Annotated in this window: 14 protein-coding genes; 4 read left to right on the forward strand and 10 right to left on the reverse strand. The window is 46.8% G+C overall.

Translation table 11 applies throughout. The annotated features are described in order from the left end of the window. Positions 1-65: 65 nt before the first annotated feature. Both AC5O63_RS03935 and AC5O63_RS03940 read right to left on the reverse strand, forming a co-directional pair. A complete protein-coding gene (locus AC5O63_RS03935; RefSeq protein WP_494503994.1) occupies positions 66-1,526 on the reverse strand; it encodes an aldehyde dehydrogenase family protein in 1,461 nt (486 codons plus the stop codon). Between the two features lie 58 nt (positions 1,527-1,584). Then, positions 1,585-1,983 (reverse strand): RidA family protein, encoded by a 399-nt coding sequence (locus AC5O63_RS03940; RefSeq protein ID WP_004744120.1) that lies wholly within the window; start codon positions 1,981-1,983, stop codon positions 1,585-1,587. Between the two features lie 155 nt (positions 1,984-2,138). Here AC5O63_RS03940 and AC5O63_RS03945 point away from each other — a divergent pair, with 155 nt between their 5' ends. Both AC5O63_RS03945 and AC5O63_RS03950 read left to right on the forward strand, forming a co-directional pair. Continuing rightward, positions 2,139-3,014 carry a LysR family transcriptional regulator gene (locus tag AC5O63_RS03945; RefSeq protein WP_494503995.1) on the forward strand — a complete coding sequence of 292 codons (876 nt, stop codon included), beginning with the start codon at positions 2,139-2,141 and terminating at the stop codon, positions 3,012-3,014. Between the two features lie 112 nt (positions 3,015-3,126). Then, positions 3,127-3,621, forward strand: coding sequence for a peptidylprolyl isomerase (locus AC5O63_RS03950; protein WP_494503996.1), 495 nt, complete (start codon positions 3,127-3,129; stop codon positions 3,619-3,621). A gap of 46 nt (positions 3,622-3,667) precedes the next feature. Here AC5O63_RS03950 and manA read toward each other — a convergent pair whose 3' ends face one another. The 5 genes from manA to AC5O63_RS03975 are packed head-to-tail and all read right to left on the reverse strand — an operon-like array spanning position 3,668 to position 11,261. After that, positions 3,668-4,855, reverse strand: a complete 1,188-nt coding sequence (gene manA, locus AC5O63_RS03955; RefSeq protein ID WP_494503997.1) for a mannose-6-phosphate isomerase, class I — start codon at positions 4,853-4,855, stop codon at positions 3,668-3,670. A gap of 9 nt (positions 4,856-4,864) precedes the next feature. Then, entirely contained in the window at positions 4,865-5,449 is a 585-nt protein-coding gene (locus AC5O63_RS03960) for a fructose PTS transporter subunit IIA (RefSeq protein WP_494504564.1), read from the reverse strand. Between the two features lie 12 nt (positions 5,450-5,461). Beyond that, positions 5,462-7,165, reverse strand: a complete 1,704-nt coding sequence (locus tag AC5O63_RS03965) for an alpha-amylase family glycosyl hydrolase (protein WP_494503998.1) — start codon at positions 7,163-7,165, stop codon at positions 5,462-5,464. Between the two features lie 11 nt (positions 7,166-7,176). After that, entirely contained in the window at positions 7,177-9,798 is a 2,622-nt protein-coding gene (locus AC5O63_RS03970) for a glycoside hydrolase family 38 N-terminal domain-containing protein (protein ID WP_494503999.1), read from the reverse strand. 59 nt (positions 9,799-9,857) lie between these two features. Further along, positions 9,858-11,261 (reverse strand): PTS fructose transporter subunit IIC, encoded by a 1,404-nt coding sequence (locus AC5O63_RS03975; protein ID WP_494504000.1) that lies wholly within the window; start codon positions 11,259-11,261, stop codon positions 9,858-9,860. 176 nt (positions 11,262-11,437) lie between these two features. Here AC5O63_RS03975 and AC5O63_RS03980 point away from each other — a divergent pair, with 176 nt between their 5' ends. Further along, complete coding sequence (locus tag AC5O63_RS03980) at positions 11,438-12,085, forward strand: MurR/RpiR family transcriptional regulator (protein WP_004744128.1); 648 nt, start codon at positions 11,438-11,440, stop codon at positions 12,083-12,085. On the opposite strand, the gene AC5O63_RS03985 is transcribed toward AC5O63_RS03980, so the two are convergent. Further along, on the reverse strand, positions 12,082-12,927 hold the full coding sequence (locus AC5O63_RS03985) for a DMT family transporter (RefSeq protein WP_494504001.1): 846 nt from the start codon (positions 12,925-12,927) through the stop codon (positions 12,082-12,084). The genes AC5O63_RS03980 and AC5O63_RS03985 overlap by 4 nt on opposite strands. A gap of 157 nt (positions 12,928-13,084) precedes the next feature. Beyond that, positions 13,085-13,828, reverse strand: coding sequence for an oligogalacturonate-specific porin KdgM family protein (locus AC5O63_RS03990; protein WP_494504002.1), 744 nt, complete (start codon positions 13,826-13,828; stop codon positions 13,085-13,087). A 288-nt stretch (positions 13,829-14,116) separates the two neighbouring features. Here AC5O63_RS03990 and AC5O63_RS03995 point away from each other — a divergent pair, with 288 nt between their 5' ends. Then, positions 14,117-14,461 carry a rhodanese-like domain-containing protein gene (locus AC5O63_RS03995; RefSeq protein WP_494504565.1) on the forward strand — a complete coding sequence of 115 codons (345 nt, stop codon included), beginning with the start codon at positions 14,117-14,119 and terminating at the stop codon, positions 14,459-14,461. A gap of 23 nt (positions 14,462-14,484) precedes the next feature. Here the strand turns inward: AC5O63_RS03995 and AC5O63_RS04000 are convergent, their stop codons facing one another. Then, positions 14,485-15,570, reverse strand: coding sequence for a protein kinase family protein (locus AC5O63_RS04000; protein ID WP_494504003.1), 1,086 nt, complete (start codon positions 15,568-15,570; stop codon positions 14,485-14,487). Between the last annotated feature and the right edge of the window lie 42 nt (positions 15,571-15,612).

Genomic DNA, 15,612 nt, shown 5'->3' on the forward strand with positions numbered 1-15,612 from the left:
CTCCTTAAACGTTGAATCGCCTTTAATTGGGAAGCAGATAATGTTCAGCCTCCCACGGTCAGAGCCTAATAAGGGCGTTGGTAAGCGGTTTTCACCACGGTGTAGAATTCTTTCGCGTATTGACCTTGTTCACGTGGGCCAAAGCTAGACTCTTTGCGGCCACCAAACGGTACGTGGTAGTCGGTACCTGCGGTCGGTAGGTTCACCATCACACAACCGGTCTGCGCTTGCTGCTTGAAGATGGCACTAGTACGCAGGCTTTGAGTTATAATGCCGCCCGTCAAACCAAAACGAGTATCGTTGGTAACGGCGATGGCTTCATCAAGGTCAGCTACTCGAATCACACTCGCCATCGGTGCAAACACTTCCTCTTGGTTCACTTCCCAACTGTTTTGAGTGTTGAGGAATAAGGTTGGCGACATGTAGTAACCGTCGTGCGCTAAGTTAAGGCGCTCACCACCAAAGGCCAGCTCAGCACCACTTTGACGCGCCTTTTCAATCCACTCGAAGTTTGCTTCAAGCTGATTACCGTCTACAACTGGCCCCATGAAGATACCTTCATCCAGTGCATGACCCACTTTCAGCTCACTCATACGTTTGATCAGCGCTTCAACGTAGGCATCATGAATCCCTTCCATAACCACAAGACGAGATGAAGCGGTACATTTCTGTCCGGCTCCAGAGAAAGAGCCCGCAATGGTCGCTTCTACTGCGATTTGAATGTCTGCATCATCGGCAACTACTAAGGCATTTTTACTGCCCATTTCAAGCTGGCAGCGCACAAAGTTTGGTGCCGTTGCGGCTGCGACCTTACGTCCCGTATCGACAGAGCCGGTAAAGCTCACCCCATTGACCTCTTTCGAGTTGATCAAGGTATTGCCCACCTGTGAGCCACTGCCGAGTACTAGGCTGAACGTGCCTGCTGGCAGACCTTGACGATGAATGATTTCTGTCAGCGCCACAGCACTTGCTGGTGTTAGATTGGCAGGTTTCCAAACCACGCTGTTACCAAACGCGAGTGCCGGAGCAATCTTCCACGCCGCGGTTGCGGTCGGGAAGTTCCACGGAGAGATAATGGCGATAACGCCAACCGCTTCGCGAGTGACTTCAACGGAGACGCCTGGACGGACGGAGGCAGCGTTATCACCAATTTGGCGCAGCACTTCCGCCGCAAAATACTGAAAGAACTGACCTGCGCGGTAAATTTCTCCGCGGCCTTCAGCAAAGGGTTTACCCTCTTCGCGTGAAAGCAGTCTGCCTAGCTCATCGCAGCGCTCAATCAGCTCATCACCAATCGCTTGCAACACCGCTTGCTTGCGCTCTATCGGCGTATTTTCCCACTCGGGTTGCGCTTGCTTAGCGACTTGAATCGCTTGCTCTACCTGAGCCTGACTCGCTTGAGCAAAATTGCCCAGATTTTCACTGATGTCTGATGGGTTAATGTTTGCTACAGTATCGACGCCTGCTTGCCATTCGCCGCCAATATAAAGGGCCTTTTCTGCTTGAACATTGTTAATAAAAGTCATTGCTCTTTCCTTGTTCTTGTTTGACTGACGAGATCAATCAGTTTCAATTATTGGAGGGTTACTCTGGCTGACTTGCCGACGCGTAAACCACAAACTCGACCAGCATTTCTTCGCGAGCTAAGCCTGCAACCACCATGGCAGCACGATTTGGATAAGGCGCTTCAAAATACTCTGCGTATACTTGATTAACGGTTTTTAGGTATTCGCGATCGGTCACGTAGATAAGTACCTGCAGCACCGAATCAAGCGACTCACCTGCGCACTCTAGGGTATGAACGAGATTGTTAAATGTCTGTCGAGTTTGTGCCTCAATGCCGCCCTCGACCACCGCACCGGTGTCATCGATCGGGATCTGCGCCGTGTATAAAGTTCCGTTGTTAACAATCGCCCATTCAAGGGGAGCCTTAGAGGCAAACAGAGCGGTTTTTACTGGATGTTTTTTCGTTTGAGTATTCACGTGCCTTTCAACCTATGTAACAACTTTGTTTCAAGATGGTTAAATCATGCACATTGACACCTGATAAATCTAACGGTAAATTTTTTACATTTGATAAGTTTTATTTATCACTTTTGACAACATCAGAGAATTAAAGGGATTTAAAAGGTGGTCAGATGAGTATCAAGCTTCAACAATTAATGCATTTTGTGATGGTGGTAGAAGAAGGTGGTTTCCGAGCCGCATCACACCGCGCTAATCGCTCTCAGGCAGCATTATCTACGTCAATAAAAGAGCTAGAAAAGATACTCGGACAAAATCTTTTTGAAACGGGAAACAATGCCAAGTTAACGCCATTTGGTGAAATATGTTTGCCTAAGATTATTCAGTTTCTCAATATATATACTGCGCTCGACAATGATTTACGCGCGGCGGCAGCGGGCCAGCAAGGTCGAGTAAGAATCGCCAGTGTGCCCTCTGTGGCGGCGAAGCTAATTCCAAGTGTGCTGGGTGCATTTTGCGAGCAGTACCCGAATGTAGAAGTGAGCCTCATTGACGACAACGCAGCTGGCGTAGAAGAACGCCTGTTATCTGGTGAAGTAGATCTGGCGCTAGGTAATCCTTCCCACCTTGATGAAGGCGGGATTAACTTTACCCCACTACTGTCTGACCCAATTGGTGTGGTCTGTTTACACGACAACCCTATCGCCAAGCAGCCAGAAGGCATCGCATGGCAAACCCTACTGGAGCAGCCGTTCATTCGCAACGGAACCTGTACCCTACTTGATCCAACCCCTGCGCGAGCTTTGAGCCAACAAGCACTCTATTCGGTAGAAAACATCACCTCACTATTTTCTGTATTGGAACTTGGGATAGGTGTCACGACTCTGCCTAAACTCGCTTTTCCGACCAATGAAACCCGCTTGGTGTGGATTCCGTTAATCGACCCACCACTGGAAAGACAAATCGGTATCTTTACCCTCAGCGACCGAACCATTTCGCCACAAGCCAAAGCCTTCCATGATTTGTGTATTGAGTACCTCAACTATTAAGTTAGTCGTCACTAGGTGCTGTTGACCTAATAAAGCAGAGAAAAGTTATCACTCATCCTCAATGTAAAACTTGCTATAATTGCTGGGTTTTCTTTCCCAATGAGTAATAACAATGATCATTTTATCAACCACTTATGGCGATATTGAAATTGAACTAAACATGGAAAAAGCCCCTGTCAGTTCAAAGAACTTTTTACGTTACTGCCAAGAAGGGTTTTATGAAGGCACGATTTTTCACCGTGTGATTGACGGTTTTATGATTCAAGGTGGCGGTCATATTGAAGACATGACCGAGAAAGAAACCCATGCGCCTATCGCTAACGAAGCGAACCGCGGCCTAAAGAACAAAACCGGTACCATCGCTTTTGCTCGCACAGATGCTCCGCATTCTGCTACAGCACAGTTCTTTATCAACCTAGATGACAATGACTTTCTTGATCATACCGCCAAAACCAACCAAGGCTGGGGCTATGCCGTGTTTGGTAAAGTGACCGCAGGGATGGACGTGGTGAACAACATAGGTAAAGCCATGACTGGCAGTAAGAAAGGCCACGGTGACGTGCCTTTGGATACAATTAAAATCAACAAAGTAACCATCACAGACTAACAAAAAGTCCCCGATTTAACTCGGGGATTTTTTATGACCTACATAGTTAGTTATAAGCGCGAGCTAAAATGCCATTGCCTTGGTATTGGTACACTCCGGAGTCATTACTAATAAATACCGACTCCCCAGGTCTAAGCAGTAATTTCTGCTGTTCGACTTCAATTGCTACCTCCCCCTCAACACAGAACAGAATCTCAGCACTACGAAGGTATTGACGCTTAATAGCATCATTGGCAGTTAAGATGTCAAAGCCAAAGTCATCTACTGGAATGGGGTAACTCAGCTTTCCTTCTTTGTAGATAGGTGCCAGCTTGATTTGCTCCGGGTTGGTCGAGACAAACAAGGTGTTATCGATCAACTCATCCACATCAATATGCTTGGGCGTTAAGCCTGCGCGCAGTACATTGTCCGAGTTGGCCATGATCTCTAGCCCAGTGCCTTGTACATAAGCGTGCGGCGTTTCAGCATGAAGGAACATAGCCTCACCTGGCGCTAACTCAACTGTGTTAAGAAACAACGGAGAAAGTAAACCAATATCACCCGGGTAGTGCTTGTTAAATTCTGCTACATACTCAAACACTTCACGCATCAAGGCGGTTTTAGGACCACGAACCAATGCTTGATCAAGCTGTTCTAATGCGCTGATTTTTCTCTGTTCATCCAAAGACATAATGGCGGTGAAAAACTCACGTAAACCATCGCTGTTTGGTTTCGCCTCAAGAGCACTCACCTCGGTATCTAAGCTTGCAATGCCCGCTTGTTGGAACAAGTCGATGATCTGACTTATAGGCCTAAATCCATTCATCGCCTTGTAGAAGGTTAACGCATACACCAACTCAGGCTTGTGGTTCGGATCTTTGTAGTTACGATGGGCAGCGTTAAGTGCAATCCCCTGCTCATTTTCACGCGCAAATCCTGCTTCCGCTTTATGTTTACTTGGATGAACCTGAATCGACAACGGCGTTTCTGCCGCGAGCACTTTAAACAGATATGGCAGCTCACCAAAACGCATCGCAGTGTAATCGCCAAATATACTTTTGCTGTCTTGGGCAATCACATCGGAAAGCAGCTCTCCCGTTGCTGCGACACGCGAGCATCCGTTGGGATGTGCGCCCATCCAAATCTCCGCTTGCGGTTGGCAGTCCGAGTTATCGATTCCAAACATTTTAGAAATCGACTCTTTACTGCCCCACGCGTAGTTTTGAATAACGTTATCCAGTTTAAAAACAGACATAACGCACCATTAAAGTAATAGGAAGAGGAATGCTGAAATCAGCACACCCGCCCCAAGCACCAACGGATAAGCAAAGCGGCTAAGATCTTGCGCCAACTCTTCGGTTGAGTTTGGCTCATCTTGAGCTGACTCAACTGGCTGCTCTGCACCAAATAGCGCCATCACTTGCTGCGGAGAGTTCGCTGCTTGCAATTGGTCACGAAAATCATCATCCACCAGTGAAGAAGTCAGTGTAGTCAGCACTTCCATATGGGTCGAACCCGCTTCTGCTGGCGGAATCGCCAATAGAAAGATCATAGTCACTGGCTCATCGCCATCGAGACCTTTCCACTGCATCTCATCTTTAATAAACGCGCAAGCAAACACTGGTTCTTTTACCGCTGGCGACTTGCCATGTGGCACCGCTAAGTATTCACCAAGTGCCGTTGGGCCTTCGTCTTCACGTTTAAGCACGGCTTCAAGGAACTGGTCACGATCAGTTAACTTGCCCGCTTGATCAATTTTGTCGACCAAGGCATTGATCGCCGCGAAGCGCCCATCAAAGGTAGCATCGAGCATGATTAGATTTTCAGACGTTAAGTTAGCTAGTTTCATCATAAACTCCTACTACTGAGCTTGCGGCTGAGTCAGCCAAACAAATTGATATGGTTTAAGTGTAAATTGCGCATCGAACTCGCGCTGTGAAATCAGATCTAAACCGCCTACTGCTAGCGACACTTCCGCTGCTTGCTCTGATAGGTTGACCACAAATTGAATCGCATTTTCCCCTTCGCCGCGTTTAAGTCCAAACAGTCCATGACCTAGCTCTAGCACTTGTTGAGAAGAGCTTGGTGAGAATGCTTTTTGCTGTTTACGCAGTTGGAGAAGATGCGTCATTTCACTGTAAACACGTTGACGTAACGAGCCCTTTTCAGCCAGCTCAGTTTCTAACTTAGCTAAGTCAAACTTCTCACGGTTGATACGACGATTAATGCCCGAATCCAGCATACCTTGTACATCGTTTTCACTGCCAAGTAAGCTGTGATAGTAAACCGCAGGTACACCGATGAACGAGAGCAAAATTGATTGCGCAGCTAGGAACTTGCTCGCTTTTAACTCGTCACTATCACTAGGTTCTGTCACTGCACTCAAGTAGTTGATATTCAACTCATAAGGAGATTGAGTACCGTCACCGTTATCCTTGTAGTTAACTCGTCCACCTTTGCGTTCGACGTGCTGACACATCATCAGACGATCGTCATCGCTCAAAATCCCTTCGGTTGGACGCACGCCAATCCCATCGTGGCTAGCAAGGAAGTTAAAGTAGGTTGTCTTGCGTCCCGCATTGAGAGACTCCATCGCCTCTGCCGTTAAACCTTTAGCCCAAGTTGTTAATACTTGGCTATTTTGGCTTAAGAACGCGTGCAAGGTTAATGGTGGCAGTGGGAACTGATACACCATGTGCGCTTCATCGCCTTGACCAAAGTAAGAGATGTTCTCTTTGTGCGGTACATTGGTTTCAGTGATCAGCAGAGAACCCGGCATCACCTCGTCGAGCACAATGCGCCACAACTTAATGATCTCGTGAGCTTGCTCTAAGTGGATACAGGTCGAGTTCAGTACTTTCCAGATAAAACCAATCGCATCTAAGCGAATCGAACGACCACCGTTTGCCGCGTACATCAGCAAAATATCAATGCTTTCGAGCAGGATTTGTGGGCTCTTAAAGTTAATGTCGATCTGGTCTTCTGAGAAGGTGGTCCACACATGAGTTGTCTCACCCGAAGCCTTGGTAAACGGTGTTAGGAGCGGTAATGCGCGGGGGCGCGTAACACTCGAATAATCTAGGCTTGGGTCAGACTCAATAAAGTAATCTTGATAAGCTTCATCACCGGCTAAAAAGCGCTGAAACCAGTCACTGCTTTTAGAGATGTGATTAATCACGCAGTCGTACATCAAATCGAAGTTTTCAGCTAGTGCGTTAAGCTCGCTCCAGTCGCCTAAATTAGGATCGACTTTGCGATAATCAACCACACTAAAACCATCGTCCGAGGTGTATGGGAACATTGGCAAGATATGAATGTTGCTCAATGCGCCTTTCAGATACTTGTCAGCAAAAGTTTTCATCGTCGCTAAAGTTGGCCGGCCTTGCTCTTGTACGCTGTCTCCGTAAGTGATGAGATATGATGTTGTCTCATCGACCCAGTTGGAATACTGAGGTGCTTTGCCTTGCCACTTTTCAACCAGAGCTAAGATATCTTGGGTGATGCTTTCCGCTTGCTCATCACCGTAGAGCAAAGCGACTTTTTGGTAAATTTTCTCGTTGTTCATACTTTGCTCCACTAGATTTTAAAGCTAATGCGTAGATCGATTGAGTTGTTCGGTTTGACTGACCACTCTTGTTCCACGCTCTGCTCGCGGTAGTTCACACGCTCCACCTCAGCAAAATGGGCAAATGCTGTGGTATCAAGTTGCTGCACATCCTCTGTGGCATTAAACAGGCGCACAATAACGGCATTATCTTGATAGAAGGAGTGACCAATACTTGAAAGCGTCAGTGGCTGATTCACTTCAAACAGGCTGAATGATTTCACCGCTGAACGCGCATCAAAGCGAACTTGGAATCGTTCGAGACGATTTTCAAAGCTGTTGAGTGATTGCTTCTGGTAGCTAAACGGCAGGTCGAGATATTGGCTTTCTAGGGCTCGCAGCGTTTGATGGCTAGCATCTGTCGGCATCGCAATCGAGAAAGCAAAGCTCATCGATTTTTGCAGCTGAGCATCTGGTGTGTAAACCACGGTATTGTTGATGCCGGAAGCACGCCCCGGGCGCCACAACAGATCATCTTTACCTAGCTTGCCCGTCGCTTTAAACAGCGTCAGCGCAATCACATCACTCTGTTCACCAGGCAAAACTTGGAACTCTTTCAGGCCGCGACCATTAATCACCACCGCTTTACCTGCTTGCTCAATTGCAACCGCGCCATCTGTGGTCTCAATATCAATCGGACACTCACGGAAGCGCGCTTGCCAGCCTTCAACACTCGGTGCAATTGGACGCGTCATCACAGCGAATGGCTGAGTGGCGACGGATTCCTGGCTTTGTACATCGGAGTTAATCAGTACACGAACACGGTGGTCGCACGCCTGATTTACAGTGTGAATTGAGACTTTTAGCTGCTCGTCGTTGGCATCTAGTGTCAATGTAATTTCAAAACTGGCTTGAACCAGCTCATTGCCTGCTTGACGCGACTCTAAATCTGAAGGCACTGGCATTGTTGCCAGCAGCGTCATCGTCTGCTCAGTCTCTCCTACTTGGCTTGATAGCCAAGTTAACTCATTTAGGTAACGTGGTTCGTCTCCTTCTAAAGGCGAGAAGTCGTAAGAGTCTCCATCATCAGCCTGCTCTTCAAAACGGAGCAACTGTTCAATCACACGGCCTGTTGCTTTGTTAGTTAAGCTCAGTTCGCCATCTTTCAGCGTGACGGTTAACGCCGCATTTTCAATCGTTTGGACGTCACTGCTCTGCATAAGCATCGCTGACTCTAACTCAACCACTTGGAAAACTTGGTAGCCCATCGCAGGTAGGTTGGACACCTTCACGTTCAATTCAAAGCGGTAGTATGGCGGCACGGCGACTTCTTTCTCACCATCTTTGGTCACTTCAATGACTTTGCCACCATCTAAGGTCTCGCGCGCTAGAATTTCGGTCGTAAGCAGGGCTTTGCCATCCGACAAGGCAATAGATGGGTGCTTAGAGAAAGCAGTGACTTTAGCAACGCCGCTAAATGGTGTGATTTGGCCGTTAAAGAGCATCACTTCATTGTCATCACATGCGCTACTAGCGATCTCTTTCACCACTAGGTTGTATAAGCCGTGACAGATCTCTTCGGCTTGCTTTAGACGGTGCATGATGTCTGCGTTGGTGGCATCGCTATTACACCCCCCCATACTGTCATGAGCATGACATTCAAGGATCTTCTTCCAAGCCATATCCACCAGCTCGGTGTGAACTGTGATGCCTTGTGCCTTGGCAATCGCAATCACGACTTCAAGCTTCTTGAGTAAGAACTGTTCAATCTCGAAGTTAAGTTTTTTAATGTCATAGCGCACAGAGCCAATCGTCTTATGGATACGAGTGTATCGCGGCGCTTTGAATTCACCTTGGTAAGTCTCAAACTCACTGCTGTTGCGGCGAAGAAAATCAACAAAGCTTTCCATCGATGAGATGGTGTAAATGTCCCCAGCAGGCGAACGTTCGCTGGCAGCTTGCAAAGTTTCCGGTAGGTTCGGGTCAATATTGACCTGATCGCCACCTGATGGGATCAGCACTTCATCGAGACCTGACAGCGACTTAATCTTGTCAATCATCGGGAAGATTTTTTTGTCTAGATGGTCTGCATCAGGAACGATGTTTTTCGCCGCGCCGTAACCATGAACTAGATTGTAAGCGTAGATTGAATCTCCACCTTGCGACTTCCAGAAGAAGTGCGATTTTTCTACGTGTTGGTCGTAATCAATACCACGCCAAAATACGATGTTATCGATCCCCATTCCCTTGAACAGTGTTGGCATTTGCGCGTTGTGACCAAAGGTGTCCGGTAGGTAACCAACCTTCATGCTGTGACCGAGTTCTTCTGCGATATGCATGCCGTACTTCAAGTTACGGATAATTGACTCGCCTGCCACATTGTAGGTATCAGTCTGAGTGTACCAAGGGCCGATAAAGAGTTTTTTATCGCTCACCAATTTAGCCATACGCTCACGCATGTACGGCAGCACTTTGAGATAATCTTCAACAATCGCAGATTGACCATCTAGGTGGTAGAAGCTGTAGCTTGGTTGGTTCTCCAAAGTTTCAATTACTTTGGTGAAGTTATAAGTTGCCAGAACGTCACTGTCTTGCTGAGTAAAATACCACTCACGATCCCAGTGAGTGTGAGGAATGACATGTACTTTTGCCATGGGGAAACTCTCGATAAATTCTTGATAGTTTGGGGAGGCGAGCCTCCCCGCTAGACGTTTTAGGCTTTTGCGTGGTCTGGTTTAGTGCACAGCAGTAGAGCTATAGCGATAAACATAGAACCCGCGATAACAGAAATGGTGTAGCTGATTGGGTCAGAAGATAGGAACCATCCCCAAACGGCTGGTAGTGGTAGGCTTTGCCATACGTTGAGAACAACAGCCAATTGCGTACCGATAATTGAACCCAGAATCATGATTGGAATCATCTTAGGATTTTTCAGAATGAATGGAATCGCACCTTCTGAGATACCGATTAGGCCCAGCATCAGCGAGGTTTTACCGACCGTGCGCTCTTCACTTGAGAAAACTGGTTTGCGGAACTTACCATCCAGCAGCGCCGCGATGCCCACACCGATTGGTGGAATAACGATACCTAACTCACGAGCAATCAGGTCAAACCCTTCACCCATGCCATTCAAACCAAGCGCAACCGAACCTGCTGCTTTGTTGATTGGACCACCTAAGTCAAAGGCTGTACCTGCGGCAATTACCATTGAGTAGATCCCGCGTCCAGCATCACCGGCTTGAGTAAACAGGTCGATCATCGCAAGGTTTACAGCGCCAAAGAATGGGTTAATCGCATACTCCATAGTAAGCACCATCACGACACCCGTCACCGCCGGGACAAGTAGCATGGTCTTGAGTGTGGTCAGTTCGGTTTTCACCTTAATCACATCGTTAAGATAGCGAACCAGATAACCGACAAGGAAACCAATCGCAATCGCACCGAAGAAGCCAGATGGCGCCCAGCCTTCTAAATCAAAGAAGCGCTTATAAGGTTCATCGGTCATCAAGCCGCCGATAAAGGCAGGGATCAGCGCTGGTTTGCCAGCAATCGAATACGCTAGGTAACCCGCAAAGATTGGATACATAAACTTGATGGTCATGAAACCAAGTTTATCTAGGGTTTGGATAGGGGTACCTGAGATATCAATGAACTCACCAGTGATTTTCGCCACCGCCATCAGCAAACCACCCAGTACTACAACAGGCAGCATGTAGCTGATACCCGTCATGATATGGCCGATTGCGACTTGGTAAGCTGAGCGCTTTTCATCATGCACTTCTACACCCCCATCTGATTTCTCTTTGCCGCGTAAAAACACGGTTGGAAGCAAATCATCGACGCGTTTAATCAGCTCTTGAGTGCGAACCTGAAGTGGATTAGCGTTAGCAAAACGCTCCATGTCCATAATAGGTACATCAACCGCTAGAACAACGCCGTCTGCGGTTGCAATATCATGAGCAGTGAGTTTGTTTTTAACACCATCACTTCCCTGCGTTTCGACCTTCACTTCATAGCCTTGCTTTTCAGCCCAGGCTTTGATTTTTTTAGCCGCCATAAAGGTGTGTGCAATGCCGGTAGGGCAAGCGGTCACTGCAACGAGTTTTTTCTTACTCATGGTTGTTCACCGTTATACTTATCAACTGCGGCAAGTATATTTAGCGGTGATGTATCAAGGTACAGTTTCCTCGTACAACCCATGTATGACGATACTTTTGTGATAACTATCAAGGTAATTTCCCGCATTTTAACGCCTAATAATAACCATTCTGCTATTAAGTCTTAGTGTAAGCGATGAATACCTTTAAAGGGATCGAACGAGTCATATATGAGTACCTGATCAGCCACGCCAAAGAGCTAGATTCAGTCTCAGCCAAGACGATAGCCAACAAGGCCTTGACCACAACAACATCGGTAAATCGGGTGTGTAAAAAGATGGGCTATGCGAGCTACACTGAGCTCAGATACAAACTCGCCGACGACCTGAATAAAGATGTCGCACCAACAACTCAGGGAGATGACCAAGCGCAGCGAGTGGACAAGATAGCTCAGTCGCTGATTCACTCTCCGGTGGTCTATCTATATTCTCGTGGGGCATCAATTGTAAGCGTTTCGTATTTGTCGCGTTTTCTTTCCCTCGCTAACATTCCTCACTTAGTCATTACCGATATTCACCAGTTAGCTCGCGCAGAATCAGGAACCGTCATCCTAATTAGTAAATCAGGAGAGACTCAAGCTGTGGTCGATATGGCCCACAATGCAAAACGCAAAGGATTAAAGGTTTTTGCAATAAGTCATTTAGGCTCAACATTGGCAGGCATAGCAGGTATCAACCTCGACTTGGAAGAACAGGTCGATGGTATCTCTCCATATCATCGCGAATCTCAAATCCATATCTTAGAGCTAGTCGATTTGATTGGACGAGAGCTGTTAGCGGGTTAGTTCTTCGCTCGGGCCGTGAAGATAAGGGCAATCCCACCCAAAACCAGCAATGATGAGATAGCAGCGGTTAGCGTTATCGACTCACCTAGCCCTATACTTCCCGCGGCAAAGGCAATCACAGGCACCGCTAACTGAGAGACAGACGCCTGGAGAACTGAGATATGCTTTACAACTTGATACCATAAGATGTAGCCAAAGCCGGAAGCAAAAACGCCCGACAGTAACGCCCACAAAACGCCATCTGCCGTGATAGTTTCGATCGAGACAAGTAGTGGGCTGGCAGCAAAAGCAAGCACACTCGCAAGTATAAAACCTTGGGTAATAGACACTGAAGCAACGCTATTTTGACGCCCTAACAGAGTGAAAATACCCCAACAGACGCCAGAAGCGAGCATTAGAGCAGCGGCACTCAAAATCGGAGCCTCTGCCGACGGTAGCATTAAAATAGTAAAGCCAGATAGAGCCACCCCAATACCTAGCATCTCTTTCGCACTTAAGCGATTACCAGAAACAACGTGAAACACCACTAATGTCAGCTGCACCATACCAAACAGAATCAAAGCGCCTGTCCCCGTGCTGAGCTGGGTATAAGCATACGAAAAACAGACTGCATAACCAAAAAGAGAGATGCCTGACCACCAGCTGTGTTTATCAGTAAAGAAGCGAAAGCTCATTTGACCACGCCAGCTTTGAATAAGCAGCAGTGTTACCGCTCCGGAAACCAATCGTAGCCAAGTAAAAGAACCCGGATCGATAGCGTGATTCGCCAATGCTAGGCGACAAAAAAATGAGTTAGCGGCGAAGGCAATTAGTGCGACGACAAGTAGTGAAATAGTGTGCATGACTCTCCCTTTTAGCTAGAAGAGTGTAGTGGGTAATCAAGCGCTTGTAATAGCTTTAATCATTCTGGTTAAGACGGATTAGCTATAAAGAATCAGACATAAAAAAGCCAGTCAATGAAATGACTGGCAAAGGACAGATAGAGAACTAAAAACTACACTACAGGTTCATTACAACGCCAAAACGCACCGCGTAGTCATTTTCGCGATTACCATTGCTATCCACATATGTCTCGTCTACCGATACCAACTCCATGTATGGCGTCCAAGTTTCATCGACTTTGTAGTTAACCATGATGGTGTGCTCCCAGTAATCGTCTCGGCCCGTACCCTGATCAACACCGTCTTGAACACGGTAGCGAGGGTTATACATTAGACCCCAATCACCAATGTTTTTAGAGACCCACAAATCAAACTGATTTGATGCACCGCGTGTTGTGCCGCTACCATCCAGATACTGCTTACCGTTAGCCTCATTTGACCAGTTGTAGCGATAGCGACCTGTCATCGACACCCCGTTATCAAACGTGGTTCCGAGCTTTAAGTACGGGCGATATTCCGTCCAGTCTGAAGTCGTAACTGTGACCAAACCCGGAGACCAATACCAATCCTCATTGAGATTAAACTTGTATGACGCTTCAAACTCTTGAGCTGCCGCTTGCAGGCCGTTTTTGTCTGGGTTGTTAGCATCATTACTGCCAAAGTAAGCGTCGTTATGTAGCTGAGCCGCTTCTGCACTAAAGTAAAAACCGTTGTCGAAGGTATGCATAAACTTCACGCGGCTATCACGATTTTCTGACGTCGTATTGTAACCAAAACGAACATCAAGTTTGGTTTCTCCAGCGATAGCAGAAGTCGATGCACCTGCAAGCAAAGCTGCGCAAATTAGGGTTTGGAGTTTCATTCGTAGACCTTTAAAAATGTTTATAACAAATGTGCTGTCAGCGACGCCAAATATAGGGCTACGAATAAACTCGGTAAAAGGTATGGTGATACATTCGCTGTATCAAGATTCTATTGAGCCCCAAGTCACAGCAGATGTTTCTAGGTTGTTTCTATTCAAAGGGACACGTAAGAAAATGTGACAGAAAAATCGCTACGAAACGGGCAAAGAGTAGGTGTTGTGACTTATCTCGCGGCGAAAAGAGAGCAATCAGATATGCTGAGTGAGTTACAGCAAAAGGGAACTACCATGAAGCGCCTCACACTACTTTTTACGTTACTGGCTGCGCTAAGCTTTCCAGCTATCGCCTCTGAGCGAGCAGAAATAGGCTGGCAATGGATAGAGCAAGGCGCAATGATTGTTGATGTCAGAACGCCACCGGAGTTCGCAGACGGGCATTTACCACAAGCTGTGAACTACCCGCTCTCAGCGCTAAACATTCACTTTGCCGATATCGCCAAAGATACTCAGATAGTACTCTATTGTCGTAGTGGCAATCGTTCAGAGAAGGCTTATCAGTATCTAAAAGCGAAAGGCTTTACCAACTTGCATAACGCTGGCGGTTTAGCTGAGATGCTTGAGAGTCGACACTGATAGCTCTTCTCGAAAAACTACTTTTACTTAATTTGATACCGTTTCACCAACTCTCGCTTGTGACTGTATGACTGAATAAGCTCTTGCTGGCTTTTCCCTTCATTGTGATAGAAAAGTCCACCTTGCTGCTTGAGCTTATTGTAGTGCTCGCGGATCATCGACAGCACTAAATCCACTCGCTTAATAGTAGTCGGTGTACAACTTTGACCATCAAGATCATCCTCAATATCGAGTACATGCGAGCGAAACATTTCTACTTGGAACAAAGAATCGAGCTCGTGATCATTCTCCAGTGCTTGCTGGTAGCGTTTAGCAAGATTCTCTTTCTCGGTAAGAACACCTAGATCTGCATCGTTATTTCTCAGCCAATTTATCTGTTCTACTGAGGTATTGAGCGCTTCGTACTTAACATTTTTAAAGACCTCAATAGAGTCGTTGTAAGATAAATCATTCTCTAACAACCATCCGGATAAGAAGCGAGTTTCAAATCGCTCACAGAAGTTGAACATAGGTGCTTCTAGCCCATTGCTGTTGAGTTCTTTAAGTGGATTGAACGGATACATATAACCAAAGTCGAACAGCCATAATTTTTGCTGCTCATCAACAAGCAGGTTTCCACCACATAAATCCCATTCAAATAGACCTATCTTTTCGCACGCAGATAAGGTGGCAAACAGCTGTGAGAGCATTGAACTCGTTACCTGCTCAACGGGTTCCCCCTCAATCCAATCAGACAGAATAATGCCTAAGCGATAATCAGCATAAACCGTAGACACTATGCACTCGAAATCTTGCGAAGTGCTCATATCGTCTTTTTGCTGCTGAATATCGAAACGGCGTTGGACTTCGTTAAGGAAGGAGTACTGACCATCGAGGTTTTTCACTTTCGCCTCTGGGCGCTTTTTCTTCAGAGTGTAATCTTTGCCATCAAAACGAACGCGAAACACTTCTGCGGTTAGTCCACTTTGAAAGGTGTCGACAACGTAATCAGAGTCAGCAGTGGTGGCTGCCAATAACTCGGGAGAAATAGGACATTGCTTAGCGCAACCGACAATTAGGTTACGTTCACTTAGGTCAAACTCTTGCTGTTGTGACTGACGTTGATTCACAGGTGACTCCTTGTCTGAGATGTGTATTTGGTGATTTTATCA

Source organism: Vibrio sp. SCP2 (assembly GCF_059295395.1).

Bases quoted from the DNA above. Each gene is read 5' to 3' on its own strand.
- AC5O63_RS03935 (WP_494503994.1), bottom strand. From the start codon at position 1,526: ATGACTTTTATTAACAATGTTCAAGCAGAAAAGGCCCTTTATATTGGC.
- AC5O63_RS03945 (WP_494503995.1), top strand. From the start codon at position 2,139: ATGAGTATCAAGCTTCAACAATTAATGCATTTTGTGATGGTGGTAGAA.
- AC5O63_RS03950 (WP_494503996.1), top strand. From the start codon at position 3,127: ATGATCATTTTATCAACCACTTATGGCGATATTGAAATTGAACTAAAC.
- manA (WP_494503997.1), bottom strand. From the start codon at position 4,855: ATGTCTGTTTTTAAACTGGATAACGTTATTCAAAACTACGCGTGGGGC.
- AC5O63_RS03960 (WP_494504564.1), bottom strand. From the start codon at position 5,449: ATGAAACTAGCTAACTTAACGTCTGAAAATCTAATCATGCTCGATGCT.
- AC5O63_RS03965 (WP_494503998.1), bottom strand. From the start codon at position 7,165: ATGAACAACGAGAAAATTTACCAAAAAGTCGCTTTGCTCTACGGTGAT.
- AC5O63_RS03970 (WP_494503999.1), bottom strand. From the start codon at position 9,798: ATGGCAAAAGTACATGTCATTCCTCACACTCACTGGGATCGTGAGTGG.
- AC5O63_RS03975 (WP_494504000.1), bottom strand. From the start codon at position 11,261: ATGAGTAAGAAAAAACTCGTTGCAGTGACCGCTTGCCCTACCGGCATT.
- AC5O63_RS03980 (WP_004744128.1), top strand. From the start codon at position 11,438: ATGAATACCTTTAAAGGGATCGAACGAGTCATATATGAGTACCTGATC.
- AC5O63_RS03985 (WP_494504001.1), bottom strand. From the start codon at position 12,927: ATGCACACTATTTCACTACTTGTCGTCGCACTAATTGCCTTCGCCGCT.
- AC5O63_RS03990 (WP_494504002.1), bottom strand. From the start codon at position 13,828: ATGAAACTCCAAACCCTAATTTGCGCAGCTTTGCTTGCAGGTGCATCG.
- AC5O63_RS03995 (WP_494504565.1), top strand. From the start codon at position 14,117: ATGAAGCGCCTCACACTACTTTTTACGTTACTGGCTGCGCTAAGCTTT.